General features: G+C 47.9%; 24 protein-coding genes, 1 tRNA gene and 1 pseudogene. 18 read left to right on the top strand and 8 right to left on the bottom strand.

The window, feature by feature from the left end; translation table 11 throughout:
• Positions 1 to 19: 19 nt before the first annotated feature.
• The gene (gene recJ / locus C504_RS0103845) at positions 20 to 1,792 is read left to right on the top strand and encodes a single-stranded-DNA-specific exonuclease RecJ (protein WP_018687986.1); all 1,773 of its coding nucleotides are present in this window, start codon (positions 20 to 22) and stop codon (positions 1,790 to 1,792) included.
• 10 nt (positions 1,793 to 1,802) lie between these two features.
• Here the strand turns inward: recJ and C504_RS0103840 are convergent, their stop codons facing one another.
• Both C504_RS0103840 and bcp read right to left on the bottom strand, forming a co-directional pair.
• Positions 1,803 to 3,053, bottom strand: a complete 1,251-nt coding sequence (locus C504_RS0103840) for a M23 family metallopeptidase (RefSeq protein WP_018687985.1) — start codon at positions 3,051 to 3,053, stop codon at positions 1,803 to 1,805.
• 139 nt (positions 3,054 to 3,192) lie between these two features.
• Positions 3,193 to 3,666 (bottom strand): thioredoxin-dependent thiol peroxidase, encoded by a 474-nt coding sequence (gene bcp / locus C504_RS0103835; protein ID WP_018687984.1) that lies wholly within the window; start codon positions 3,664 to 3,666, stop codon positions 3,193 to 3,195.
• A gap of 110 nt (positions 3,667 to 3,776) precedes the next feature.
• Here bcp and C504_RS18265 point away from each other — a divergent pair, with 110 nt between their 5' ends.
• Positions 3,777 to 7,196: a YhdP family protein gene (locus C504_RS18265; protein WP_156815849.1), complete on the top strand. Its 3,420-nt coding sequence runs from the start codon at positions 3,777 to 3,779 to the stop codon at positions 7,194 to 7,196.
• A gap of 7 nt (positions 7,197 to 7,203) precedes the next feature.
• On the opposite strand, the gene tyrS is transcribed toward C504_RS18265, so the two are convergent.
• A complete protein-coding gene (gene tyrS, locus C504_RS0103825) occupies positions 7,204 to 8,457 on the bottom strand; it encodes a tyrosine--tRNA ligase (RefSeq protein WP_018687982.1) in 1,254 nt (417 codons plus the stop codon).
• Between the two features lie 84 nt (positions 8,458 to 8,541).
• Between tyrS and C504_RS0103820 the strand changes: the two genes are divergently transcribed.
• On the top strand, positions 8,542 to 9,645 hold the full coding sequence (locus tag C504_RS0103820; RefSeq protein ID WP_018687981.1) for an anhydro-N-acetylmuramic acid kinase: 1,104 nt from the start codon (positions 8,542 to 8,544) through the stop codon (positions 9,643 to 9,645).
• Here the strand turns inward: C504_RS0103820 and C504_RS0103815 are convergent.
• On the bottom strand, positions 9,638 to 10,312 hold the full coding sequence (locus C504_RS0103815; protein WP_018687980.1) for an alpha/beta hydrolase: 675 nt from the start codon (positions 10,310 to 10,312) through the stop codon (positions 9,638 to 9,640). The two genes, C504_RS0103820 and C504_RS0103815, sit on opposite strands and share 8 nt — an antisense overlap.
• A gap of 168 nt (positions 10,313 to 10,480) precedes the next feature.
• On the opposite strand from C504_RS0103815, the gene C504_RS0103810 reads away from it, so the two are divergent.
• The 11 genes from C504_RS0103810 (at position 10,481) to C504_RS0103760 (ending at position 19,205) form a co-directional block, all read left to right on the top strand.
• Complete coding sequence (locus C504_RS0103810) at positions 10,481 to 11,641, top strand: cysteine desulfurase family protein (RefSeq protein ID WP_026317193.1); 1,161 nt, start codon at positions 10,481 to 10,483, stop codon at positions 11,639 to 11,641.
• 166 nt (positions 11,642 to 11,807) lie between these two features.
• Positions 11,808 to 13,277: a Fe-S cluster assembly protein SufB gene (sufB, locus tag C504_RS0103805; protein WP_018687978.1), complete on the top strand. Its 1,470-nt coding sequence runs from the start codon at positions 11,808 to 11,810 to the stop codon at positions 13,275 to 13,277.
• Complete coding sequence (locus C504_RS18695; RefSeq protein WP_018687977.1) at positions 13,277 to 13,441, top strand: hypothetical protein; 165 nt, start codon at positions 13,277 to 13,279, stop codon at positions 13,439 to 13,441. The genes sufB and C504_RS18695 overlap by 1 nt, the downstream gene beginning before the upstream one ends.
• Entirely contained in the window at positions 13,442 to 14,155 is a 714-nt protein-coding gene (locus C504_RS0103795) for a hypothetical protein (RefSeq protein WP_018687976.1), read from the top strand.
• Positions 14,142 to 14,900, top strand: coding sequence for a Fe-S cluster assembly ATPase SufC (gene sufC / locus C504_RS0103790; protein WP_018687975.1), 759 nt, complete (start codon positions 14,142 to 14,144; stop codon positions 14,898 to 14,900). The genes C504_RS0103795 and sufC overlap by 14 nt, the downstream gene beginning before the upstream one ends.
• A gap of 72 nt (positions 14,901 to 14,972) precedes the next feature.
• Positions 14,973 to 16,178 carry a Fe-S cluster assembly protein SufD gene (gene sufD / locus C504_RS0103785; protein ID WP_018687974.1) on the top strand — a complete coding sequence of 402 codons (1,206 nt, stop codon included), beginning with the start codon at positions 14,973 to 14,975 and terminating at the stop codon, positions 16,176 to 16,178.
• Entirely contained in the window at positions 16,171 to 16,827 is a 657-nt protein-coding gene (locus tag C504_RS0103780) for a hypothetical protein (RefSeq protein ID WP_018687973.1), read from the top strand. Before sufD ends, C504_RS0103780 begins: the two co-directional genes overlap by 8 nt.
• A gap of 7 nt (positions 16,828 to 16,834) precedes the next feature.
• Entirely contained in the window at positions 16,835 to 18,055 is a 1,221-nt protein-coding gene (locus C504_RS0103775; RefSeq protein ID WP_018687972.1) for a cysteine desulfurase, read from the top strand.
• Positions 18,056 to 18,066: 11 nt separating this feature from the next.
• Positions 18,067 to 18,426, top strand: coding sequence for an SUF system Fe-S cluster assembly protein (locus tag C504_RS0103770; RefSeq protein ID WP_018687971.1), 360 nt, complete (start codon positions 18,067 to 18,069; stop codon positions 18,424 to 18,426).
• Between the two features lie 66 nt (positions 18,427 to 18,492).
• Positions 18,493 to 18,876, top strand: coding sequence for a Fe-S cluster assembly scaffold SufA (gene sufA / locus C504_RS0103765; protein ID WP_018687970.1), 384 nt, complete (start codon positions 18,493 to 18,495; stop codon positions 18,874 to 18,876).
• A gap of 2 nt (positions 18,877 to 18,878) precedes the next feature.
• Complete coding sequence (locus C504_RS0103760; RefSeq protein WP_018687969.1) at positions 18,879 to 19,205, top strand: TfoX/Sxy family protein; 327 nt, start codon at positions 18,879 to 18,881, stop codon at positions 19,203 to 19,205.
• Here the strand turns inward: C504_RS0103760 and C504_RS19165 are convergent.
• The 3 genes and pseudogenes from C504_RS19165 to C504_RS0103750 form a co-directional block, all read right to left on the bottom strand.
• Complete coding sequence (locus tag C504_RS19165) at positions 19,185 to 19,514, bottom strand: phage holin, LLH family (RefSeq protein ID WP_483756894.1); 330 nt, start codon at positions 19,512 to 19,514, stop codon at positions 19,185 to 19,187. The genes C504_RS0103760 and C504_RS19165 overlap by 21 nt on opposite strands.
• Positions 19,515 to 19,545: 31 nt before the next feature.
• Positions 19,546 to 20,661: pseudogene (locus C504_RS0103755) on the bottom strand (DEAD/DEAH box helicase); the annotation flags it as partial.
• 180 nt (positions 20,662 to 20,841) lie between these two features.
• A complete protein-coding gene (locus tag C504_RS0103750; RefSeq protein WP_018687967.1) occupies positions 20,842 to 21,630 on the bottom strand; it encodes an NAD kinase in 789 nt (262 codons plus the stop codon).
• 127 nt (positions 21,631 to 21,757) lie between these two features.
• On the opposite strand from C504_RS0103750, the gene C504_RS0103745 reads away from it, so the two are divergent.
• A tRNA-Thr gene (locus tag C504_RS0103745) sits at positions 21,758 to 21,833 on the top strand.
• Positions 21,834 to 22,028: 195 nt separating this feature from the next.
• Here the strand turns inward: C504_RS0103745 and C504_RS0103740 are convergent.
• Positions 22,029 to 23,282: an Hsp70 family protein gene (locus C504_RS0103740; RefSeq protein ID WP_018687966.1), complete on the bottom strand. Its 1,254-nt coding sequence runs from the start codon at positions 23,280 to 23,282 to the stop codon at positions 22,029 to 22,031.
• A gap of 248 nt (positions 23,283 to 23,530) precedes the next feature.
• On the opposite strand from C504_RS0103740, the gene C504_RS0103735 reads away from it, so the two are divergent.
• The 3 genes from C504_RS0103735 to C504_RS0103725 are packed head-to-tail and all read left to right on the top strand — an operon-like array spanning position 23,531 to position 26,999.
• Positions 23,531 to 25,114, top strand: coding sequence for a peptide ABC transporter substrate-binding protein (locus tag C504_RS0103735; protein WP_018687965.1), 1,584 nt, complete (start codon positions 23,531 to 23,533; stop codon positions 25,112 to 25,114).
• Positions 25,115 to 25,173: 59 nt separating this feature from the next.
• Positions 25,174 to 26,097 (top strand): ABC transporter permease subunit, encoded by a 924-nt coding sequence (locus tag C504_RS0103730; RefSeq protein ID WP_026317191.1) that lies wholly within the window; start codon positions 25,174 to 25,176, stop codon positions 26,095 to 26,097.
• Positions 26,094 to 26,999 (top strand): ABC transporter permease, encoded by a 906-nt coding sequence (locus tag C504_RS0103725; protein ID WP_018687963.1) that lies wholly within the window; start codon positions 26,094 to 26,096, stop codon positions 26,997 to 26,999. The genes C504_RS0103730 and C504_RS0103725 overlap by 4 nt, the downstream gene beginning before the upstream one ends.

The following is a 26,999-nucleotide window of genomic DNA, read 5'->3' as shown; positions in this document are numbered from 1 at the left end:
GACAGGCTGAAAAGCAGTCATGGCTCAGACATTTCTTGATATCGAAAATTCTGCGGGTGGACGGCGCTGGATAGAGCGCTTGTCTGCACCGCAGAAAAATATTGCTTTGGATATTGCACAAACCCACGGTGTGCCGGATATTTTGGCGCGGGTTCTTGCTGCACGCGGTGTGCACCGCGACGAGGTAAAGGAATTCCTTGATCCGACGATAAAAGCACTGATGCCAGATCCGCGCACAATTACCGACATGGAAGCTGCGGCAGCGCGCATTGCGCAGGCCATAAACGCTAAAGAAAAAGTAGCCATATTTGGTGATTATGATGTGGACGGCGCTGGCTCATCGGCGCTGATGGCCCGTTATCTTGGCCATTTTGGTTTGCAGGTAGAAATCTATATTCCTGACAGAATATATGAGGGGTATGGCCCCAATGCTGCGGCCATGAAAGCGCTTGCAGAGCGCAATGATTTTATTATCACAGTCGATTGCGGAACAAATAGCGCTGAAGCATTTTCAGCCATTGATGATACAGGCATTGATATTGTTGTCCTCGATCATCACCAAGTTGGCGGCGCATTGCCGGCTATTGTTGCTGTGGTTAATCCAAACCGTGAGGACGATATTTCGGGCCTTGGACATTTATGCGCGGGCGGCGTTGTTTTTATGTCATTGGTTGAAGTGTCGCGGCAATTACGCGCTTCTGGTCGCAACGATCTGCCAGACTTGATGCGTATGCTCGATTTGGTTGCGCTAACGACGGTTTGTGATGTTGTGCCACTGATCGGGTTAAACCGCGCATTCGTTGCCAAAGGGCTTGTGACAGCGCGTCACCAAACGAATTTGGGTATAGCGGCATTGGCATCGGTTGCGCGCATCGGAGAGCCTATTAATCCGTTTCATTTTGGATTTGCGATTGGTCCGCGCATCAATGCGGGTGGGCGTATTGGCGATGCTTCGCTTGGTGCAAAATTGCTTACTGAAACCGATCCTGACCGCGCCGCTGAAATTGCAAAAGAGCTAAATGAACTCAATGCGCAGCGCCAAGCGATTGAAGTTCAAATGGTGGAAGAAGCAAAAGCTGAAGCTGAGCGTGAATTGCAATCTGCATCGCCTCCAGCAATCATTGTAACGGCCAGTGAAAGTTGGCACCCCGGCATTGCTGGCCTCATTGCCTCACGGCTTAAAGATTCAACGCGGCGTCCATCTTTTGCCATTGCGCTTGGGCGCGATGGAAAGGGTACAGGTTCAGGCCGCTCAATTCCAGGATTTGATCTTGGTAAAGTCGTGCGCATGGCTGTTGAATCTGGTTTGCTCATTAAGGGCGGCGGTCATGCCATGGCGGCGGGCATTACGGTTGAGAAATCAAAACTTGGTGCGCTGCGCGCATTTTTTGATGATCAAGCCGCATCTGCCGTGCAAGAGCTGGTCAATACGTCCGAACAAAAGATTGATGGTGCGTTATCCGCGCGTGGTTGCAACATCACTCTCATAGAGCTTCTTAATAAGGCTGGACCATACGGTGCTGGCAATCCAGAACCTGTATTTGTGCTTCCTCACCATATGGTCGCTTTTTCAAAGCCAGTTGGGCAGGGGCATTTGAAAGTAGCGCTGCGTGCACAAGATGGGGCGCAGATTGATGCCATTGCATTTAGAGCCGTTGATAGTGAACTTGGCAAAATTCTTCGTGAGGGCAAGGACCGGCCTATTCATGTTGCGGGTACTTTAAGCGCAAATCATTGGAATGGCCGTGTAACGCCGCAACTTCGTATCGTTGATGCGGCGATGCCTGTCTAACACATTGCCGTTACAGATAATCGCTCAATCGGGTGCCAGCGTTTAGATAACCAATTGGGTTGATTGGTTTGCCGCCTGAGCGCACTTCATAATGTAAATGCGGGCCCGTTGACCTGCCTGTGCTACCGGCTGCACCAATTTTTTGTCCTGCAACAACGCGTTGCCCGACCTTGACAAAAATTCGGCTCATATGTGCGTAGCGTGTCGTCAAACCGTTGGCATGTTTGATTTCAACCATATTACCATAGCCGCCATTGCGGCCAGCTTTCACGACTTTTCCATCTGCCGTGGCGTTTATTCTTGTGCCCGTTGGTGCTCGGAAATCAATGCCGCCATGAAAAGCGCTTCGCCCGATGATGGGATCTTTGCGGTGTCCGAATTTACTGGAAATACTTTTGCCCGGAGCAGGGTTTGCTATGGGAAAGGAGCGGACCGTTTCCTTTGTTTCTTCAAGTTCTTGAATGGCTTTGTTGAAAGAAACAATTTCACTATCAAATACAGCGTCTAAATCTTTTGCATTACTTGGAATAAATGGACCGCCTGTACCCGTGGTCTCTAAAGCACGTATGGGCAGGCCTGCTTGACGCGCCGTGTTCACAATTTTTTCGCGCTGTTCAGCTGCTGCTTCTGATAATGCGGCGATTTGTTCAATCTGGGTGCGCTCAATATCGTGTAGATCGCTTTTTACATCGGCGAGCTTTGTAAGGCTTGGTAATTCGTCTGCATCTTGCGCCGCAATTGATCCCGTTGTGATGGTATCAATGTTTGTCACGGACGTGCCGAAACCTAGCCTTGCTTGCTTGTTTTTCGTGCCGGGGCGTAGCTTTGGGACGGGCAAAGTTGATGCAGGTGACGCCGAGACGCCAAGCTCTTTTGCACGCTCAAGAAGCGGTTCAATCATGCCTGACCTGCTTGCCAAAACGTTTTGGCGGCTGGCAAGCTCAGCAATCTTGCCTTCCATGAACTGCTGATCAAGCAGGCGATGAGAGGTGATCCGGTCTACTTGCCCGCGCAGGCTTGCGATACGGTCTTCATAGGCATGTTGAAGCTTTGCCTGACGCGCAACGGCTGTATTGAGGAGGTCATCACGAAGAATAAGATAACTTGTCGATAAAAGATAACCGACCGCCATAGCCATAAACAGTGTCGCAGCAAGACCAACGACCCAAGGCCGGATGGTGAAATGACGGATATTTTGACCCTGTGCAATGATTACAGTGTGGGGCTCTTTTCTTTTGCCGAATTCTTGGACCTTTTTCACTAGCAAACCTTGTCATATGCGTGAGCAGAAGACTTGATTACACTTTATTAGGGTTAATAAAGCGTTGTTTGCGCTGTAAAAAGATTAACTTATTTTGGATGGGAGGGCGCAACGCACCCTTCCAAAAGCTTATTCACAATTAGCTGTTCAAGACTGTTGCTTCTTGGAGCACTACTTCGGCATGGCCGGCGACTTTAACTTTACGCCAGATTTTTGCGATCTTGCCTGTTTTATCAATCAGGAAGGTTGAGCGTTCAATGCCCATATATTTTCTGCCATACATGTTTTTCTCGACCCAAACGCCATATGCATTGGCTAATTCATGGTCTTCATCGGCCAGTAATGTGACACCTAGATCATGTTTGGCTTTGAATTTTCCATGTTTGATCACAGTGTCAGGCGAAACACCCAAGACGGCCGTGTTTTGATCTGCAAATTGTTCAAGAAAGGCTGTAAAAGCGATTGCTTCCTTCGTGCATCCTGGCGTGTCATCTTTGGGGTAGAAATAAAGCACGACTTGTTGTCCGTTTAAATCCTGAACCGACATCATATTGCCGTTGTCTGCAGGCAGTGCAATGTTTGGGGCGTCAGAGCCTTCTGTCATTTCGTTCATGTGGATTCCTTCATTTAGCGTGAATTTCGATGCATACGATATAAGGTTGATAGGCCATAGTTCTATGGCGATTCGTTAATTCGTCGGGCACAAAACATTTCGGAATCATTTTGGACGACAAAACTGACAACAACATTCGGAAAATGAGGGGCGGTGCTGACAAGTCTCTGCATGAATTGCCGTCTTTTGATGGGGCTAAAGGACCAGTACATGCGCCGATTATGGCACCGCGCCGTGTTCTTGCCCGTCGTTGTGTAATCGGGTTTTGCGGTTTAGTTTTTTTTGCGATTGCTGCACTTATTTTGGTTGTGCGAAGCGGCGTTGTTTTACCTGTTGTGGAAAATGCTGCCGCAGATGCTTTGCGCCGTGTTGTGCCTGTGACGATGGACGCCGAAGTTGGCGATACGGATGTTGCCATTTTGTGGTCAAATGGTCTGGGCATCACATTCAAAGATGTGAAATTGACACGAAAGAGCGATCAGCAACTCATGCTTTCTGCTGATGAACTGACGGTTGGCATTCGTACTCGTTCGCTCATTAGCGGTAGGCCCGAATTTTCATCCGTGCGTTTGCGCGGGGCAACATTGGATGCCAGCAAGTCTGAATTTGGTGAAACGCCCCAGCTTAAAATAAGTGATGCGCATAATAAGTTTGAAGCTATTTTTGCGGCAATGGACAATGGTGTCGGCGGTCTTATCTCGCAGGAAGGCGGTATGCGTCTGCGTGCGGACAATGTCAAAGTTGTGCTGCGTGATAACCCGTATTCAAATACGATAGATGTCGTTACGCTGAGTATGAAAGCAGAAAGCGGTCAGGCCGATTTTGACGGACAATTGGTGATTGACGGTTATGATGTGCCTGTAAAGGGCAAGTTGGTGCTGCCAAGATTGATCGACACAATCAGTGATGATAGTAGCGTGGGCGATACGCAGGAGATAAGTGTTGAGGCCACTAATTTGCCGCTTCCTTGGCGCCGGTTTCAGACCATGTTTTCCAAAATGGATGAGGATCGTGTTCCCGACAAGCGGCACGAACCTATGCGCGGGCGGGCTTCGCTACATTTTGTCAATGCGGCTGAAGATGCGTCCGATATGGCCTCTATAGAAGCATATCCGGAAAATATCTCATTTAAGCTTGATCAAGATGATTATGTGCCCATTGAAGGGGCTTTGAGATTAAGCGCGGACTTTGCTTCTGATGCGATCACATTACATACAGCACCATGGCTGGTGGGGCGAACAACTTTAGATTTGAGTGGCCGCTTTCGTGACCAACCAGAAGCGACAGAAAAGAACGTCTACCAATTTGAAGTGCTGGCCAATAATGGTGTTGCATATGCAAGTGATGCGAATGAAGAGCCGGTTAAGTTTGCAGCCAGAGCGCAAGGCTCATTCCTATTATCAGAGCAAATCATAAGTTTTACGCGTCTTGATATTAATTCGGACAGCGGAACAATGAGCGGTGAAGGCGAACTTGCGCTAGAAGAAGAATATCCAACTGCGATCTTTACCGTTTTTGCTGATGACATGTCGGTTGCAGGGGTCAAGCAACTTTGGCCTGCTCCTGTTGCGCGAGGCGCAAGGCGTTGGGCTTTGGAAAACCTTGCTGGCGGCCGTGTCGTTAAGGCACGCTTTGATATTATCGAGCCTTTAAAGCGCCGTATTACGGGAACCTTGCTTGAACATTCAGGTGAAACCAGCGTTGAACTGGATGTTGAAGGCGCAGAATTTAGCGTCGTTGGCGACATTCCACCTGTTCGCAATGCCAGCGGTCATCTTTCCAGCGCCGATGGGGTGACGACGGTAAATATTGACAAGGGATCGCTGTATTTGCCGAGCGGTCTTGAGGCGAATGTTAGTGATGCGACATTGGTTTTAACTCTGCCAGATGGAACTGATGGGCGAATTGACGCAAATTTGAAGATGAATATGACCGGTGTTTCACGCGCAATCGGTGAACTGGTTACATTCAAACCCATAGATGCAACACGCTTTTACAAGTTTAAACCTGCTGATTTGCTGGGCGATGTTGATGCGAATGTCACGGTGGATTTTGTTCTTGGGGAAGGCCCCAACACGCCAGCGCCAGATTGGAGCGTTGATCTGAAAGTCGCCAATGCCGGAAGCAAAGCAAAAATCGAAGGGCGTAATTTAAGCAGTCTTGACGGGCGTATCCAGATTGACCCTACGCGTGGGGATTTCGATCTTAAAGGCAATATTGATGGATTGCCTGCAGATATTGCAATGGTTTTGCCCTTCAACAATTCAGGCGTTAAAGCAAAACGCGATATATCATTGGTGCTTAAAGATGCGGACCGTAAAAAGCTTGCTCCTGGACTTGATGAACTTTTAACGGGCACGACGCCAGTCAAATTCGGCGGCGGCAGCGGTTCACGCGTCAATATCGATTTAACATCCTCCAAACTCTCGCTGCCGTGGATTGGCTGGGCTAAAGGTTCAGGCATTAAAGCCAATGCCGTCTTTGAGCTTGCTCAAAATGGTGGCGCAACAGCCTTAAAGAAGTTCGAACTTAAAGGTTCTAGCTTCGGCGCGCGCGGCGAAATTGATATTGATAAGAATGGTTTGCAGCGTGCACGATTTGGCTTTCTGCAACTCAATAAGGACGACAATATTGCGCTTGATGTAAAGCGCAGTGGCAAAGGGTACAGCGTTGCCATGAGCGGCAAGTCGCTGGATGCGCGCGGTGTTATGCGCCATATCCGTGCAGAGGCACAGCGAACAGGAACATCCGAAGGGGCAATCCCCGTTGATATCACTGCGGATATTGCGCGCGTTACTGGTTTTCACGGCGAATATTTGACGAATATGAAATTGAGCATGATGGTGCGCGGAGGCACTGTCTCACAATTATCCATTCGCGGTAACACCAAATCTGGTTTTCCTGTTTTTCTAAATCTTGATGGGGTCGGTTCCAGTCGGAAAATTAAATTGGAAGCGCTTGGTGCGGGAGAGTTTTTGCGATTTGCCGATATTTATACAAATGTGCGCGGTGGAACGCTGAACTTAAGCTTGAATGGCACTGGCCCTCGAACACTGAGCGGTAAGGCTGACTTGTTCGATTTTCGGGTGTTCAACGAGCCTAAGCTTGCTACTCTTGTTTCATCGAAAGCCAATGGCTCACAAAGCTTGGAGCAGGCCGTAGATCGCAAGATAGACACACAAGAAATTAAGTTTGAACGCGCATCCGGTGATTTGATCTTTAGTCCGGGAAGGCTGGATATATCAAAAGCTGTGGCGCGCGGCCCGCTTGCTGGCTTTGTCATTGATGGCAAGGTTTTTGATAGCAAAAACCAGACAAGACTAACCGGCACATTTATGCCGGCCTATGGTTTGAACCGGTTATTTGCAGAAATTCCAGTCTTAGGGCTTTTTCTTGGCAATGGGCGCGATCGCGGGCTAATCGGCGTAACTTTCAAACTGTCGGGTAGTTTCGACAGTCCGCAAGTCACCGTTAACCCGCTATCGGTCATTGCACCTGGTATATTCCGCTCGATTTTCGAATTCAGGTGAGCGGTATTTATACCGGTTTGATAAGAATGTGACGTTTTTTACCCATCGATAGTTTGACTGTGCCGTCGATAAGATGGCTGTCATTGATTGTCATTTTATCATCGCTAACAGGATTGTCATTGACCTTAAATGCGCCGCCTTTGATACTGCGACGTGCTTCACCATTAGAGGCCGCAAGTCCTGCATTCACAAAAGCTGACAGGACGCCAATGCCGTCATGAAGTTCTGCTTTGGTAACTTCAACAGTTGGCAATGATGCTGCGGTTGCACCTTCTTCAAAAGTCAGGCGGGCGGTTTCGGCAGATTTTTCTGCTTCATCACGGCCATGAACAACGGCTGTTGCTTCCGTTGCGAGAATCTTTTTGGCCTCATTAATTTCAGAGCCGCCCAGTGCGGAAATGCGGGCAATTTCATCAAGCGGCAGGCGGGTGAATACTTTCAAAAAGCGTTCAACATCCGCATCTTCAGTGTTGCGGAAATATTGCCAGAAATCATATGGCGAGAACAAATCGCCATTCAGCCAGACAGCACCAGAAGCGGACTTGCCCATTTTCTCACCAGATGACTTTGTCAGCAAAGGCGTCGTGAGTGCATAAAACTGTTTCTGCTCCATGCGATGGCCAAGGTCGATACCATTGACGATGTTGCCCCATTGGTCCGAGCCGCCCATCTGCATCACGCAGCCATAGCGGCGGTTCAACTCAACAAAATCATAACCTTGCATGATCATGTAGTTAAATTCGAGAAATGACAGGCTCTGCTCGCGGTCAAGGCGGGTTTTCACCGATTCAAAAGAAAGCATGCGGTTGACGGAAAAGAAGCGTCCCACATCGCGCAGGAAATCAACATATTTGAATTCCATTAGCCAATCAGCATTATTGACCATGATCGCATCGGTTGGACCGTCGCCATATTTCAAAATCCGGCCGAAAATCTTCTTGATACCAGAAATATTTTCTTCGATCTTATCGGTTGTTAGCAATTGGCGCTGATCATCGCGAAAAGACGGATCGCCAACCATAGACGTGCCGCCGCCCATCAATGTGATGGGACGGTGCCCTGTTTGCTGCAGCCAATAGAGCATTGTAACGGAAATAAGATTGCCGATGTGGAGACTTGTCGCCGTTGCATCATAACCGACATAAGCGGTTAGCGGCTCTCCAGTTATGAGTTGCTTGTCCAAACCTGCTGGATCTGAAATCTGGTGGATGAGACCACGATCTTGCATGACATTGAGAAAGTCGGACTTGTAAGCGGACATGGTTTTCTATTCCGTGGTAATTTGGTAATTTATAAATTCTGCGGGGCGTGTAGCACCGTTTAAGACGCCTTTGAAAGTAATTCAATGCAACAAATCATCCGCGCAATCGGTCTTATGAGTGGAACATCAATGGATGGCATTGATGTGGCGCTTATAGAAACCGATGGTCTTGCCTATGTGAAACCATTAAACAGTGCCGTTTTGCCGTATAATGAAGACTTCAAAAAGCAGATTGAGCAGGCATTGATCGACGCGCAAAGCGTGACGAATCGGCAAGAACGGCCGGGCTGTTTGAATGAGGTTGAGCAGGCGATCACCGCTTGGCACATTTATGCGGTTGCTCAACTGGGTGAAATTGCTGATGTGATTGGCTTTCACGGCCAAACTGTTCTGCACCGTCCCGATGAAGGCTACACAATTCAATTGGGTGATGGCGCTGCGCTTGCGCGTGAGAGTGGCATGGATGTCGTTTTTGATATGCGTGCCAATGATATGGTTCATGGCGGGCAGGGTGCGCCTTTGGTGCCGATCTATCATCAGGCCCTTGCTGCGCAACTTGATGAACAAACGCGAAAAAACGGTGTTGGCTTTATCAATATTGGCGGTATTTCCAACGCGACCTTTGTGTTTGAAGGCCAAGACCCGATTGCGCTTGATTGCGGACCGGGCAATGCGTTGCTTGATCAATGGGTGCAAAGCGAAGCTAATATTGCTTATGATGATGGTGGGCTTATCGCAGATAAAGGCGTTGCGCATGATGATGTGATCGAGCGTTATATGGGGTTGCCGTTTTTTGATCGCGAGGGGCCAAAATCACTTGATCGCGGCGATTTCACCTTAGAGCATGTTCAAGGCATGGCGCTAGCGGATGGTGCTGCAACACTAGCAAAGCTGACAGCTGCTGCGATTGCTAAATCAGCATCGGACCTAGATCAAATGCCTAAAACGCTCATTATTTCTGGTGGTGGTGCGCGCAATGCATCCATTATGCGCTATTTAAGCGAAATCATGGGCGATGCGGTTAATGTTGCTGCTTCTGATACCTATGGTTTTAGCAGCGATATGATGGAAGCGGAAGCATGGGCTTATTTGGCCGTGCGCTCTTTAAAAGGTCTGCCGCTTACATTTCCGTCCACCACCGGCTGTGAAAAGCCGGTGACGGGCGGTGTTCTTGCAAAAGCTATTTAAGCTTTTTGATAACTTCTGGGACCAATTCGCCGCGCAAGCGCGCATCAAGGTAATCAGAACAATTCTCAATAAGAGCGTCTTCTTGACCTTGGAAGAAGTGGTTTGCGCCTTCCATGGTTTTCTGTGTGATCAGAATACCTTTTTGAAGGTGTAGCTTTTCAACAAGACCTTGCACAGCTGTTGGCGGTGCAACACGGTCTTCTGATCCGTGAATTATCAAACCTGATGAAGGGCAAGGAGCCAAAAATGCGAAGTCATAGGTGTTTGGCTGCGGCGCAATTGACATAAAGCCCTCTATTTCAGGGCGGCGCATGAGCAATTGCATGCCAATCCAAGCGCCGAATGAATAGCCAGCAACCCAGCATGCACGTGATTCAGGGTGTAGTGATTGTACCCAGTCTAGTGCGCTTGCCGCATCAGATAGTTCGCCAATACCATGGTCAAAATCACCTTGGCTGCGACCGATTGAGCGGAAGTTGAATCGCAAAGTTGTAAAACCGCGCTGCTGGAACATATAAAAAAGATCATAAATGATCTTGTTGTTCATAGTTCCGCCAAATTGCGGGTGCGGATGCAAAATCATCGCAATAGGTGCGTGTTTATCAGCGGCTGGCTGATAACGGCCTTCAAGACGTCCGGCAGGGCCGTTGAAAATTACCTCAGGCATATAGTCTCCACATCGTCACGGGCGCATATCATGCTGTGGCAAATCATTTATTTGCATTAGCTGTTCTTGATGGCGCGCGTTGATTGTTCCAAATAGAATGAATTGAACGCACTCTTAATGGGTTTGGTGTGCAAATTACAAGAAAATCCGACATTGATTGAGCAAACGATGGCAAAAACCGCCACATATCTGGATTATAACGCAGCGGCACCGCTATTAGATGAGGCACGTGCAGCGATTATCGATGCATTGGACGTCAATGCGAATCCCTCTTCTGTTCATGCCAGTGGGCGAGCGGCAAAGGCGATCATCGCCAAAGCGCGCAGACAAGTTGCGGATTTGGTCGGCGCAAAGCCCGATCATGTCATTTTTACATCGGGTGCAACTGAGGCGGCGCAAATGTTGCTGACGCCCCATTATTCAATGGGGCGTTCGCCCTTAAAAGTTGGCCATCTTTATGTCTGTGCCACAGATCATCCTTGCACATTGGCTGGCGGACAATTTGCAAAAGAAGCGGTCAGCCTTATTCCGGTGCAAGCGAGTGGCATTATCGATTTTGATACGCTTGAAGAGACTTTGCGCGCCCATGATAAATCGAGCGGCTTGGCGCTTGTTGTGTGCCATGCCGCCAATAATGAAACGGGCGTTATTCAACCATTTGCCAAAATTGGCGACATTGTAAAAGCAGCAGGCGGGATTTTCGTACTTGATGCGGTGCAAGCTGTTGGGCGTCTTGATCTGACGATGACAGATACTGGTGCGGACTATCTTATTTTGTCATCGCATAAAATTGGTGGGCCAAAAGGCGCAGGCGCAATTGTTGCTGCTTCTGATCTGGTTATGCCGATGCCGCTTATTAAAGGCGGCGGGCAGGAGCGCGGGCACCGCGGCGGTACTGAGGCGGTTGTCAATATTGCAGGTTTTGGCGCAGCAGCTGAAAGCGCAAAATTTTCAAGTGAACGGTTTAATGCATTAACCGATGTGCAAAACCATTTGGAGCGCGGGTTACGCAAAGCGCTGCCAGAGATAATTATCCATGGTCAAGTTGATGGTGCGGAAGCGCCGCGCTTGCCCAATACGACGTTTTTTACCGTGCCAAACGCCAAAGCCGAGACACTTCAGATCAATTTTGACTTGGCTGGTTTTGCGGTTTCAGCCGGTTCAGCTTGTTCATCGGGCAAAGTCGGACGCAGTCATGTGTTGACAGCGATGGGCGTTGAGGGTGATGAGGGGGCGATTAGAGTCTCGTTTGGCCATAAGACCACCAAAGCTGAAATCGATGCTTTTTTGGTTGCATTTGAGCAAATTCTGGCCCGAATGAAGCGCTAAACGTCATTTTTTTGTATCCATGACAAAAAACTTACGGGTTTACTCAACTTTTTCTACTTTAGAACTTTTCAAATGTAGAAAAATGACTATTTCAACAGTACGGACTTTTTGCGCGGCGGGCATATGCCTATTTCGCGCGTACCCACACCATTTGAGGGAGCATTTTATGCCAGCGGTTCAAGAAACCATCGACCAGGTCGCACAGATAGATGTTGACCAGTACAAATATGGCTTCGAAACCATTCTTGAAATGGATATGGCGCCAATAGGTCTTTCCGAAGACGTTATTCGCTTCATCTCGGCTAAGAAAGAAGAGCCGGAATGGATGCTGGAATGGCGGCTTGATGCTTATCGTCGTTGGTTGACAATGGATGAGCCGGATTGGGCACGCGTCAGCTATCCGAAGATTGATTTCAGCGAAATCTATTTTTATGCAGCGCCTAAAGGCCAGTCTGGTCCAAAAACGCTGGATGATGTTGATCCAGAAATTCGCGCCACATACGAAAAGCTTGGTATTCCACTTGCAGAACAAGAACTGCTTGCTGGTGTTCAAGAACGCCGCGTCGCGGTTGATGCGGTTTTCGATTCTGTTTCTGTTGTTACGACGTTCAAAAAAGAGCTTTCAAAAGCTGGCGTGATTTTCATGTCTATTTCGGAAGCCATTCGTGAGCATCCGGAACTGGTGAAAAAGTACCTCGCATCTGTGGTGCCGGTATCAGACAATTATTATTCTGCGCTCAATTGCGCGGTCTTTACGGACGGTTCGTTCGTATATGTGCCTGAAGGCGTTCGTTGCCCGATGGAACTATCGACTTATTTCCGTATCAATGCCGAAAACACAGGCCAGTTTGAGCGCACGCTTATTGTTGCTGAAAAAGGCGCTTATGTTTCCTACCTTGAGGGTTGTACAGCACCGCAGCGCGACGAAAATCAACTTCATGCGGCTGTTGTTGAACTTGTGGCGATGGATGACGCGGAAATTAAATATTCGACCGTTCAAAACTGGTATCCGGGCGATTCTACAGGCAAGGGCGGTATTTATAACTTTGTGACGAAACGTGGCGATTGCCGCGGCGACCGCTCTAAGATTTCTTGGACACAGGTCGAAACGGGTTCTGCGATCACTTGGAAATATCCATCATGCATTTTGCGCGGTGATGATAGCCAAGGCGAGTTTTACTCAATCGCGGTTTCCAATGGCGCGCAGCAGGTCGATAGCGGCACCAAGATGATCCATTTGGGCAAGCGCACAAAGAGCCGCATCATTTCAAAAGGTATTTCGGCAGGTCGTTCGCAAAACACCTATCGTGGCCGCGTTTCGGCGCATCGCAAAGCAACAGATGCACGTAACTTTACGCAGTGTGACTCGCTTTTGATTGGCGATCAGTGCGGCGCGCATACGGTGCCTTATATTGAAGCAAACAATGCAACGGCACAGTTTGAGCATGAGGCGACAACGTCTAAGATTTCCGACGATCAGCTGTTTTACTGCATGCAGCGCGGCATTCCTGAAGAAGAGGCCATCGCGCTCATCGTCAACGGGTTTGTGAAGGAAGTTATTCAAGAACTGCCAATGGAATTTGCGGTTGAAGCACAGAAGCTTATTGGCATCAGCCTGGAAGGCTCTGTTGGATAATGTTCGATAGCACAGCCATTGTTTGGTACGCCGCGGTTTGCGGCGCACTTGCGGCTTTTGCGCCGCGCTTTGGCGGTAGAACGGTGCGGATTGTTACGGGTGCCGTCGTTGGGATTGTTGCAGCTTCGGTGTTTCCCGCGATCAAAGGCATAATGGGATATTAAATGGACGACAATTTTTTTGATAGTTTGCCGGAAGATGATGACCAAGCATTTTTGGAATATGCGACTTATGCGATGGAGGAGATTCTTCAGCTAGATGAGGAAGGCGATCCGACCTATTCTAGTGTCGAACTTTTGCGCGTGAGACTAGCTCAGCTTACAGATGTATTTTCGGTATCAGATAAAATTAAACAGGAGATAATTGATGCCGATGAAATCAGTGATTATGTAGAAGGGCGAAAGTTTCTTTTCATTATTCGATCGTTTCGTGACATTTTACGGCTTAAAAAATCGCGTGAAAAATACAATGCAGTTTTTGATACTGTCAAAATTCGAAGTGAATTCAAAACCGAAATCCGTGACTTAATCGGGAAAATTAAGAAAAAAATTGATATCGCCGGTTTAGAGGTTCCGAGGACTGAAAGTCTTCATAATAAGCTCAATGTATTTTTAGCTGAATTAGACCGCGATAGAACTAAGTTGACCGCGCTTACTGCTGCGTTTGTTCAAGTGAGTGGCGCGGTAGGTGAAGGCGCTGAAAAACTTGATCCGGCTATAGCTATGCTTGAGCGTGTGATGAAAGCAATCGGGATTGGCAGTGAGGAACGCCCTGGGCTTCCTAAACCAGAAAAACAAAAGCAGCTTCCTGCTCCTGAAACAACAAATGGCTCCGGCAACGAGCCTGAAGTGAAAGAACAAAAAAATGCTAGAAATTAAAGACCTTCACGCGAAAATCGCTGGTACAGACACAGAAATCATCAAAGGCCTAAATTTGTCAGTGAAAGCTGGCGAAGTGGCAGCGATTATGGGCCCGAACGGTTCAGGTAAATCAACGCTGTCCTACATTCTGGCTGGCCGCGACGATTATGAAGTCACATCCGGCGACATTCTTTTCAACGGCGAAAGCATTCTTGAAATGGACCCGTCAGAGCGTGCTGCTGCTGGTCTTTTCTTGGCGTTCCAATATCCGATGGAAATTCCAGGTGTTGCGACGATGCAGTTTTTGAAAGTTGCGATGAATGAGCAACGCAAAGCGCGCGGCGAAGAAGAGTTGAAGACACCTGACTTTATCAAGCTTGTTAAAGAGGCTGCTGGTGATCTTGAGATTTCAATGGAAATGCTCAAGCGTCCACTTAATGTTGGCTTTTCTGGCGGCGAGAAAAAACGCGCTGAAATCTTGCAGATGAAACTGCTTGCGCCAAGCCTTTGCGTTTTGGATGAAACCGATTCTGGCCTTGATATTGATGCGTTGAAAATTGTGTCTGAAGGCGTCAATTCATTGCGTTCACCGGATCGTGCAACAATCGTCATCACGCACTACCAGCGCTTGCTTGATTATATTGTGCCGGACAGCGTGCATGTTCTTTCCAAAGGTCGGATCGTCAAAACGGGCGATAAAGAACTTGCTAAAGAGCTGGAAGCAAATGGTTATACGGACATCATCGCAGAAGCTGCGGCTTAACTGACGCGCGGTTTGCCAGCTTGGCCAATAGGCCTGCTGGAAACGATGAATTAGAATTTTAAAGGATAAGCCATGAATATTCAGGCTCCAATAAAACATACTGCTGCAGAAGAAGTGTTGTTCCAGTCGTGTGAGGCAGCAAATGCTGCTGTTGCATGTTCTGAAGAAAGCCAAAAATTGCGTGAAGCTGCCGTTGCGCAATTACGCGATAATGGTTTTCCAACACGCCGTGTTGAAAGCTGGCACTATACTGATCTGCGTGCTGCGGTGAAGCAGTTGAGCACACCCACTGGTTCTCGTGTGTCAACGCCATTGCTCGCAGGCTCTAAGGTGTTGTCCGCTGATACTCATATCGCAGGCGTTAAGATCGAACCTTGGAGCGCTGATAAAGCGCAGTTCGCACCGCTTGAAAGTGATGATGCTGTTGGTCAGATCAACACAGCATTGGCAACATGCGGTTCGATTGCGACCATTGAGGCAGGCCAGACAATTGATACGCCTTTGTCGATTGAAAACCGCGGTGCCCATGCGCGCAATGTTGTTTCTATCGGTGCTGGTGCATCTGCAACGATTATCGAATCAGTGTCAGGTGATGACGGCTTTTCGTCTGATGTTACGTTGATTTCGCTCGCAGAGGGCGCAAAAGCAACCTATGTGGCGACTTGCGAAAAAGGTGCTGACGCAATCCAGCTTGGACAATTGCGTGTCGCACTTGGCAAGGATGCCAATCTTGATATCGTTATTTTCAACGCTGGTGGCAGGCTCATTCGCCGCGAAATCATTGTGCTTGTTGAGGGCGAAGGCTCGAATCTCGACATTAAGGGCGTTAATCTGATCGGTGGTAACAGCCACATTGATGTGACCACTGTTTTGCAGCACACGGTGCCGAATACGGTGTCTGAACAATTGTTCCGCAATATCTCTACAGGCAAAGGCCAAGGTGTATTCCAAGGCCAGATTAAAGTGCACCAGATTGCGCAAAAAACAGATGCACAAATGGCTTGCAACACTTTGCTGCTTTCTAACGATGCAAGCTTTTCTGCCAAGCCGGAATTGGAAATTTTCGCAGATGATGTGATCTGTGCGCATGGTGCTACCGTGGCAGAGCTGGATGAAGATCATCTCTTCTATCTTTGTGCGCGTGGTATCACAGAGCGTACAGCACGTGCATTGCTGGTTGAAGCTTTCGTTGATGAAGCGGTAGAGCAGATTGAAAATGAAGCACTGGTTGAGGCGCTGGAAACACGGATTGGCGCTTGGTTGGAAGCCAATGGCTAACCCGATTTCAGCTTTTTTTGCTTATCTTGCTGACAGTTTGAAAATTTTTCTGCTGCCTGTGAGCACGATTGGTAAAGCCGCTGATCGTCAATTGCCCGCCGGTTCAGCGTTTGTTGCGCTGTTTCTATTGGCCATTGTCGCTGGTGCTCTTCAGTTCGTTTTAGGGCAAATGCCCGGCGGGCTTGGCCAGTCTGAAAGCCTTTCAAATGTGGCTATGCAGGCCGCTGCTTACGTCGTGTTCTTTCTGCTGGCGCTTGGACTTTTGTTTGCGCTGATTGTTAGCTTTGGCGGTAAGGCAAGCATTGCGCGCTTGTTTGCGGCCAAGCTTAGTCTTGCCTCCGCGGTTGTCGGCGCCTTAATGTTCGGGCTGCTTGGCAAGCTTATTATTGGCTTGCTGTTTTTAGGCGCAAGTGATGGCGTTGCTGGCGGTATGATTGTTCTTGGTGAGCAATTTGGTGCGATGGCGATAGGCCTCATCGTTGCTTTTTACACGATTATTGTTGCGCGTTTTGGCGGGCAAATATCATGGCCCAAAGCGGTGATCGTGGCTGTTGTACATTTCCTTCTTATGGTCGCTATAGCGACAGCTTATGGTGTGATTTTGCCAGACAGTAATCTACTCGTCGTTCAACCCGCATTGCAGATTTGAGACCTATATGGCTTATGATATCGAAAAAATTCGCGGTGATTTTCCAATTCTTGCGAGCCAAGTTTATGGCAAGCCGCTGGTTTATCTCGATAATGGTGCCTCGGCGCAAAAGCCGCGTCAGGTGATTGAAACGCTTACGCATACCTATGAGCATGAATATGCGAATGTGCATCGCGGCCTGCATTTTATGTCCAATGCGGCAACAGATGCCTATGAGGGCGCACGGGAAAAAGTACGCAAATTTTTAAATGCGCCCACGGTGGAAGAGATCGTTTTTACGAAATCTGCAACCGAGGCAATCAATACCGTTGCTTATGGCTATGGTGTGCCAAATATTGGCGAAAGCGATGAGATTGTACTGTCAATCATGGAGCATCACTCCAATATCGTGCCATGGCACTTTTTGCGTGAGCGCCACGGTGCTAAATTGGTTTGGGTGCCTGTGGATGAAGATGGCGTGTTTGACATTGCCGAGTTTGAAAAATGCCTGACGGACAAAACCAAACTTGTCGCGATCACCCATATGTCAAACGTGCTGGGCACGGTTGTTCCGATTAAAGAAATATGCCGTTTAGCGCATGAACGTGGCATCAAGGTTTTGGTTGATGGCAGCCAAAGCGCTGTGCATATGCCGGTTGATGTGCAGGATTTGGACTGTGACTTTTTTGTTTTTACAGGTCACAAAGTTTATGGCCCGTCTGGTATTGGCGTTCTTTATGCAAAGCGTGAGCTGCTCGATACAATGCAGCCCTTTATGGGCGGCGGCGATATGATTGTCGAAGTGACGCAAGACAATGTTACCTACAATAGTGGTTTTCACCGTTTTGAAGCCGGAACACCGCCGATTGCGCAGGCCATTGGCTTGGGCGCAGCGCTTGATTATATGGAAAGTATTGGCCGCGCGGAAATCGCAGCGCATGAGCATGATTTGCTCACTTACGCCAATGAACAGCTTGCGCATATAAATTCCATTAGAATCATCGGCAATGCACCCGATAAAGGGGCGATTATTTCATTTGAGATGGAAGGCGTTCACGCGCATGATGTTTCTATGTTAATTGACCGCTCTGGTGTTGCCGTGCGGGCAGGCACGCATTGCGCGCAGCCACTCTTGCAACGCTTCGGTGTAACCTCCACATGTAGGGCATCCTTTGGTATGTATAATACGCGCGGCGAAGTTGATGCGCTGGTGACTGCTTTGGATAAAGCGCGGACATTTTTTGAATAGGATTATGGCTCATGACTGAAGAAACAAAAACAGAAGTCGCAACAAGCGCCATTCCCAGAGATGAATTGGCGCGGTTGACGGATGATATCATTGCGGCCCTTAAGACCGTTTATGACCCGGAAATTCCGTGCGATATTTATGAACTCGGCCTGATCTACAAAGTCGACATCGAAGATGATCGCACAGTTAAGGTTGATATGACACTGACTGCGCCTGGCTGTCCTGTTGCTGGCGAAATGCCGGGCTGGGTTGAAAATGCCGTGCGCAGTGTTGAAGGTGTGATGGATGTTGATGTGGACATGGTTTTTGATCCGCCTTGGACGCCGGACCGCATGAGTGAAGAAGCGCAAATCGCCGTTGGTATGTACTAACAGTTACGCCTTGTAGATCGTAGCGGCTGTGCTTACATTTAGTTTAGTTGATAATGGAGAAATCCCATGGCTTTTGCCATAATGACTATGACGGATGCAGCTGCGACACGTGTTCGCGAGATTGTTGCCAATCGTGCAGACGAGGGCGCTTTAGGCGTTCGCGTCGGCATTAAAAAAGGCGGCTGTGCAGGTATGGAATATACCGTTGATCTTGTCACTGAACCCAATGCTGCCGACGACCACATCACGCACGCAGACGCTAATGTGTGGGTTGATCCTGCTGCAATGCTTTACCTTTTGGGAACGCAGATGGATTTTGAAGTGACAAAGCTACGCGCTGGTTTTGTTTTCAATAATCCAAATCAGTCTTCGGCCTGTGGTTGCGGCGAATCTGTTGAGCTTAAGCCTGCTGATTTGAAAGAATTGGCTGAAGCACGCGGTCAGGTTTAAGTTTGGACGAAGATTTTCTTCGCGATTTATTTGCCAGCATAGCACCACTGTCATTTCGAAAAATGTTTGGCGGCCTTGGTATTTATACCGATGGATTGATATTCGCCGTCATTCTTAAAGGCGAATTGATGCTCAAGGGTGATGAGCAATGCTGCGAGCAATTTGAAGCTGCCGGCATGACGCGCTGGACTTATAATAATAGTAAGTCGGGAAAAAAGGTTTTAATGCCTTATTGGTCAGCGCCAGAGCAAGCAATGGAAAGTGCCGAAGACATGGCGCCTTTTGCTCAATTGGCATTTGCAGCAGCATTACGCGCTAAAAAGACGTAAAAGGGCGCTTTTAGCGCCCGTTGAACATGAACGCAGGTATCGCGTCTTCAGCACCAAAGCCAGTTGATTGATTATTATCATTATCAACTTTGTTTTTCTTATTATTACGGCGACGATCATTGTTTTTATCATCGTCTTTGCCCGTTTTTTGCTGGGCATTATTTTCTTTGATTTTAGTCTTGCGATCATCTTTCTCTTCGCTCGGCTTAGCTTCTGAGATTGGTTGCTCGACTTTTTCTTCAGTTTTAGCACCGCGTTTACGGCTATTGCCGCGTTTTGCGCGCTTAGGCTCTTCGGCCTCTGAAGCATCAATAGCATCGGCAACGCCGTCAGCCAGATCAATCCACTCGATCTTTTTCTCAATCAATTTTTCAATCGCATCGAGATATTTAGTCGCTGATTTTTCAACAAGCGAGAAAGCTTGACCTTCACGGCCAGCACGGCCTGTGCGGCCAATCCGGTGTACATAATCTTCTGCATGTATCGGAACATCATAATTATAGACGTGGCTTACGTCTGGAATGTCCAAGCCGCGCGCGGCAACATCAGATGCAACAAGGATCTGAATTTCATTGTCTTTGAAACCTTGGAGCATTTGTGTGCGAGAGCGCTGGTCCATGTCGCCATGCAGCGCGCCAACAGAAAAACCATGTTTTTCCAATGACTTCCAGACAGTTGCTACATCACGTTTGCGGTTGCAGAAAACAATCGCGTTCTTGATGTTATCCTGACTTTTAAGCGCATCGCGTAAAGTCGCGCGCTTTTCATAGTCTTTGCCACCGGTTCTAATGAGCCGCTGTTCAACAGTGATTGCGGTGGTTGACGGTTTTGCCGTTTCAACGCGCACAGGGCCTTGCAAAAACTTATCAGCCAAGCGCTGAATTTCAGGCGGCATAGTCGCTGAGAAAAACAATGTCTGACGTGTGAACGGAATGAGCGAAACAATACGCTCAATATCAGGGATAAAGCCCATATCCAGCATACGGTCGGCTTCATCGATCACGAGGACTTCAACGCCCGTTAAAAGCAATTTGCCGCGCTCGGAGTGATCCAGCAAGCGGCCTGGCGTTGCGATTAAAACATCCGCGCCGCGCTCAAGCTTCTTTTCTTGATCGCCAAATGAAACGCCGCCAATTAGAAGCGCTACGTTCAACTTGTGATACTTGCCGTATTTTTGGAAGTTTTCATCAACCTGCGCGGCTAATTCGCGCGTTGGTTCTAAAATTAGTGTGCGCGGCATGCGTGCGCGGGCACGGCCACGCTCCAGTCGCGTTATCATAGGCAGAACGAAAGACGCTGTCTTTCCTGTTCCTGTTTGGGCTATGCCGCAAACATCTTTACCTTGAATCGCGTGCGGTATCGCACCTTCTTGAATCGGGGTGGGCTGGGTGTAACCAGCATCCTCAACAGCCTGCAATACTTTTTGCGAGAGGCCGAGGTCAGCAAATGAGACCAATGGAATTCCGTTTTGTTTAACAAAATCTGCTGCTCCCCGCATGGGCGCAGCTCATGCTTGGCGATAGGCAGTATCGACCGCAATGTCAATAAAACTATAGTAATTTCGAATGCTTCTGCTCAATTGACGCGTTTAAATGACATATTAGGCACATATTTTCACACATGTCTAAAATACGACTCAATATTTAAATTGTTCAGCAAGAATACGCTCATCCCAAGAATGGGAGGCATCAAACAGGATTGTGCTGCTTAAATCGCGTGCCTCTGACACCGTTACGCGCGTGACAGATTTTACTTCGCAATGATCTGCAACAGCGTTTACGGGCCGTTTTTCGCTTTCAATAACATCAAACTGAACCGAAACCTGATTGGGCAGCAATGCGCCGCGCCAACGCCGGGGCCTGAATGGGCTGACAGGTGTTAAAGCCAGCAGGGGGGCATCTATGGGAATGATAGGGCCTTGCGCCGACAAATTATAAGCGGTTGAGCCCGCAGGGGTGGCAATCATCAAGCCGTCGCAGGTTAATTCCTCAAGGCGCGTTTTGCCATCGACTGTGATTTTCAGTTTTGCAGCCTGATAGGATTGACGGAATAGTGACACTTCATTGATCGCCAAAGCTTCAGTAAAGCTGCCGTCAGCGCTTTCGGCCTTCATTCGCAGAGGGCAAATGGTTTCTGACGTGGCCTCACTAATACGCTCGCGCAAATTGGTTTCGCTATATTCATTCATGAGAAAGCCGACTGAACCGCGATTCATGCCGTAAATTGGAATGTCCTGATCCATAAAGCTATGAATTGTGGCCAGCATGAACCCATCGCCGCCAAGGGCTACAATCACTTCGGCATCGTCTGCACTGCTTTGACCATAGATGGATGCAAGCAAATGTGCAGCTTCATCGGCTGATTCTGTGCCTGAAGAGACAAAGTGAAGCGCGTTGACCGCAGGTTTAATATTTTCGTCGCGCATTATTTGCCTAATTTCGCCAGAGTTAACTCAAAATCATGTGTTTTTTTGTAATTCAAACAAAATGATTTAGCAAAGGTGCACTTAAGGTCTTTACAGGCCGTGAAATTGTGCTATTTCGCGTCTCGTTGCCCCTATAGCTCAGTTGGTAGAGCAACTGATTTGTAATCAGTAGGTCCGCGGTTCGAGTCCGTGTGGGGGCACCATTCTTTCCTTTAGCTGCTGATTTGTTTTGTAATATGACATACGCTTTGGTTTTACCTTTAGCGGGCGTTAGTTCTTTGTAGGCACTGTAAATTTAGCTAAATCTAGTTGGTGCAAGCTGTGCCAATTACACAAACGTCCGTCTCATCGCCCAGCTTTGCCAGAACTAGGCGAATCGTGAGACGCTGCTTTTCGATCTAGCTTCTGTTTTCAGCAGCCAATGCCAGTCCATCGACAATCGCCGTAAAAGCATCCGCATGAAGAATAGGGATGTTTGGAAACTGCTTCGTGACCTTTGTTTTGACGATTTGCATGAGGCTTGAGCCGCCGACAAAAATGATCTTGTCAATTTTGTTGCTATCAAGCCCTGCCGATTTCACGGTCTCAGACGCTGTAGTGCTAATTTTTTCAGCGTAAGATGCCAAAGATTCATCCAGATTAGCCATATTCAACGGCACGTTTAATTGTGATTCGATAAAATCAAGATCGATAAAGGCTTCGGTTGTTTCATTGGATTTGATTTTTGCGCGCTCAACGGCAAAGGCAATATCGTGACCATGCTCTAGTTCAAGCACGTCTATCAAGCGGCCGAACGTTTTCTTGTCGATCGCTTTTTTGTGCAAATCTTCGGCAAATCGCAGGCTGTCACGGCTGTATAGAGCGGGGATTTTTTCCCATGTCGCCAAATCATGAAATATATGGTTGGGAGCGGTCAATGTGCCAGCGCCCATATCTTTTTTAATATCCCCGCCAAAGCCTAGAAGAGGCATGACGTGGTCGATATTTAGCGTCTTGTCAAAATCTGTTCCGCCGATGCGTATACCATTATTGGCCAATACATTGATGCCATTGGCGGTGCCTTCAAACAAACAAAAGTCCGATGTGCCGCCGCCAATATCGACGATCAATGCGATTTCCCCGATGCCAACGCCGCCATTTGCGATCGCGGCAGCTTCGGGCTCAGCCATAAAGCTTACGCCTTTGAACCCAGCTTTCTCGTAACAGGCTTCTAAATCTGTGAGTGCTTGGGCGTTTTTCTTTTCATCGTCTGAATGAAAGTAAACAGGGCGGCCAGAGAGCGCATAATCAAATGATTGACCTGCTGCGTTTTCTGCGCGTGTTTTTATCTCGGTCAGAAATTGTGCGATCACATCAATGAAAGTAACACTTTGGCCCATGAGATATCGGCGTTCATGCATTAAGGTCGTGCCAAGTACGCTTTTTAAGGCGCGCAAAAAGCGTCCTTCTTCTCGATTAACGAGGGCAGCATTCGCTTCGCGTCCATATAGAACTTGTTTGCTTTGGTTATCGAAGAAAATCGAGGTGGGCAGTGTCTTTTCACCCTCTTCGACATGAAGCAGAACAGGCTTGTTATTCATCGCAATTCCTGCTGCGGAATTTGACGTGCCGAAGTCTATGCCGAGCACAGTGATTTGTTTGAGATTGTTCATGGATTCCACTTGCGCCAGCTGAATTAAAACAACGGTCGTTATCGGTTTAAGTTTAGATTCTCAAGTGAGTGTTTGCAGAAAAGCAACGAGGCTTATAAACCAAAAAATCTGTTGATCGGGAGAATTGTATACTTACCCACTTGATATACTTGAAACATGGTGTCTATGCTCAATTTTTTCGTGATGAATACTGACCTAAAGTAATCGCGAAACTCGCATTTGAGATCAACAAATTGAGAAAGTTCCCTATGCAAATTTTAAATTTCAAAAAGGTGCTGGCAGGCATGACGCTTGGGTGCATGATGACGGGTAGTGTTTTTGCTGCCACGTTAAATCTGCACAATGGCGGCGATGCTAGCTCACTCGACCCACAAAAAGTGTCCGGCGATTGGGAGAATCGTATCGTAGGCGATATCTTCGAAGGTCTGACGACTGAGGACGCGCATGCTGAACCAATTCCTGGACAAGCTGAAAGCTGGGAAATCTCGGATGACGGCCTTACTTATACATTCAAGCTGCGTGACGGCATTCAGTGGTCTGATGGCGAACCTGTAACCGCAGAAGATTTTGTATACTCTTTCCAGCGTTTGATGAATCCAGAAACCGCTGCGAATTATGCTTATCTTCAATTCGCGATCAAGAATTCTGAAAAGATAAACAGCGGTGAAATCACTGACTTTAACGAACTTGGTGTTAAGGCGATTGATGATAAAACGCTTGAAATTACGCTTGAACAGCCGACACCATATTTCCTAGGTGCGCTTACGCATTATACGGCTTATCCTTTGCCAAAACATGTGGTCGAAGAAAAAGCTGGCGATTGGGTTCGGATCGATAACATTGTGACGAACGGCCCTTACAAGCCAACAGAATGGGTGCCGGGCTCTCATGTTCTGACGACGATTAATGATAAATACTATGATGCTGACAAGCTTGCTATTGACGGCGTTAAATTCTTCACTCTGGAAGATCAGTCTGCTGCGCTTAAGCGCTATCGTGCAGGCGAGTTTGATATTCTGACGGCGTTTCCTACTGACCAGTATGAATGGATGCAGGAAAACTTGCCCGGTCAAGCGCGCGCTGCACCATTCGCTGGCCTTTATTACTACGCGATCAACAATCAGAAAGCGCCATTTGATAATGCGGATGTGCGAAAAGCATTGTCTATGAGCATTGTGCGCGAAGCAATTGGCCCGCAGGTTTTGGGTACTGGTGAAATCGCGGCTTATTCTTGGGTGCCGCCGGGCATGGCGAATTATCCAGAGCCAGCAACAGTTGCTTGGAAAGATTTGTCTCAAGCAGACAAAAACGCCGAAGCTAAAAAACTGTTGGAAGGTGCGGGCTATAATGCTGATAATCCGCTAAAATTGCAGTTGCGCTACAATACAGACGAAAACCACAAGCGTGTTGCGGTTGCTATTGCATCTATGTGGAAAGCGCTTGGTGTTGAAGTAGAGCTATTTAACACTGAAGTAAAAGTTCACTATGCTGAACTACAAGAAGGACAGCTTGATGTTGCTCGTGCAGGTTGGCTTGCTGACTATAATGATGCGGATAACTTCTTGAATCTTCTCAAAGGCGGTATCGATTATAACTATGGTCGTTACCAGAATGATGAATTTGATAAATTATTGGCAGAAGCAAATGCGAATACAGATGCAAAAGAACGTGCTGCACTGCTGAAAAAGGCGGAGCAGATTGCCCTTGATGAGTCAGCTGCTATTCCGATTTATTACTATCTGTCACGCAACGTGGTTTCGCCGAAGGTCAAAGGCTTTGAAGACAATGCTTTTGATATTCACCGCACACGTTGGCTTTCGATTGAAGAATAAGTTTCATCCTTAAACTTAGGCATGTTCGGTCATTTCGGTGACCGGACATGATTTCAAATATGCTCACTTATGCTTTTAAGCGTACTTTGACCGCTCTGCCTGTGTTGTGGATTGCGATCACTGTTTGTTTTTTCGTTCTTCGCCTAGCCCCAGGTGGCCCGTTTGATGGAGAACGGCCTATGCCTGCTGGAATCAAGGCCAATCTTGATGCGCATTACAATCTTGATAAGCCATTGATCCAACAATATGCGATCTATATCGGAGATGTGTTGCAAGGTGATCTTGGTCCGTCTTTTACAACCGAAGACTTCTCTGTTGCTGAACAGATTTCCATTGGTTTGCCTTACACGCTCATTTTGGGCGGTGCGGCATTTGTCGTGTCGATCGTGTTTGGTGTTCTTGCGGGAATTATCGGCGCGTTAAAACGCAATTCTTGGTCCGATCATACTTTGGCAGCGCTTGTTCTGCTGGGCTTGGTGATACCAAACTTTCTAATGGCTCCCATTTTGCAGCTCTTATTTGGTATTGAGTTGGCTTGGTTGCCTGTTGGCGGTTGGGGAGATGGCTCATTGCGCTATCTGGTTTTACCCGTTGCCGTTTTATCATTTCCACACATTGCACGTATTTCGCGGCTGATGCGCGGTGCAATGATTGAAGTTCTCGCCTCCAATTTCATCAGGACTGCGCGTTCGAAAGGGCTTGGCTCAACGCCGATAGTTATGCGCCATGCGCTGCGTCCTTCTTTGATGCCCGTTATGTCGTATCTTGGGCCTGCAGCGGGCTATTTGCTAACCGGATCGCTGGTTGTGGAACAGATTTTTGGCCTGCCTGGCATTGGCCGCTATTTCATTAATGCAGCGCTAAACCGTGACTATGGCATGGTGCTGGGAACCGTGATTTTCTATATGGTCATAATCCTTATCCTCAATTTGATCGTCGATCTTTTATATGCGTGGTTAGATCCACGGGTGAGGGCGCAATGATTTTACAATCTTTCAAACGCAACCTCTTTAAAGGTGTTGCAGATGGCGAAGTTTCTGGCCGCTCATTGTGGCAAGAAGCAATGCTTCGTTTGCGCCGAAACAAAGCGGCAATGATCTCTTCTGGCATTCTAATCGTACTTATTTTAGCAGCGTTAATTCTGCCTTCATTTTTGCCCTACGGTTATGAAGACCCTGATTGGAACGCGTTTCGTGCGCCGCCTTCAATTGAAACGGGGCATTATTTTGGTACAGACCAAAATGGCCGCGATTTGCTGGCGCGCACGCTCTATGGCACCCGCGTTTCACTGCTTGTGGCACTGGTCGCCACCTTCGTGTCGATTGTAATTGGTGTGTCTTATGGTGCAATCGCTGGCTATATGGGCGGGCGAATTGACCAAGCAATGATGCGCTTTGTCGATATTATGTATGCGCTGCCATATATTCTGTTCGTTATTCTTCTCATGGTGATTTTCGGGCGCAATGTTTATTTGCTCTTTGCTGCAATCGGTATGCTCGAATGGTTGACGATGGCACGTATTGTGCGCGGTCAAACCTTGGCAATTAAAAACCGTGAATTTATTGAGGCTGCACGTGCGTCTGGACGTAGTTCTACGGCCATCATATTCAGGCATATTGTGCCCAATCTTGTTGGCCCTGTTGTTATTTATGCAGCGCTGACTGTGCCAGAAATTGTTGCCACAGAAAGCTTCCTTTCTTATCTGGGATTTGGTGTTCAAGAGCCGCTTACTTCGCTTGGTACGCTGATTGCGGAAGGCAGTGATGCGATGGAAGTGTTGCCTTGGTTGCTGTGGTTTCCAGCTACTTTTCTCATTTTATTGCTCTTGAGCTTATTATTCATCGGCGATGGTTTGCGCGATGCGTTTGACCCGAAAGATCGGTAA

This window comes from Ahrensia kielensis DSM 5890 (genome assembly GCF_000374465.1).
Lineage (GTDB): Bacteria > Pseudomonadota > Alphaproteobacteria > Rhizobiales > Rhizobiaceae > Ahrensia > Ahrensia kielensis.
This window is presented reverse-complemented; position numbering and strand designations above follow the sequence as displayed.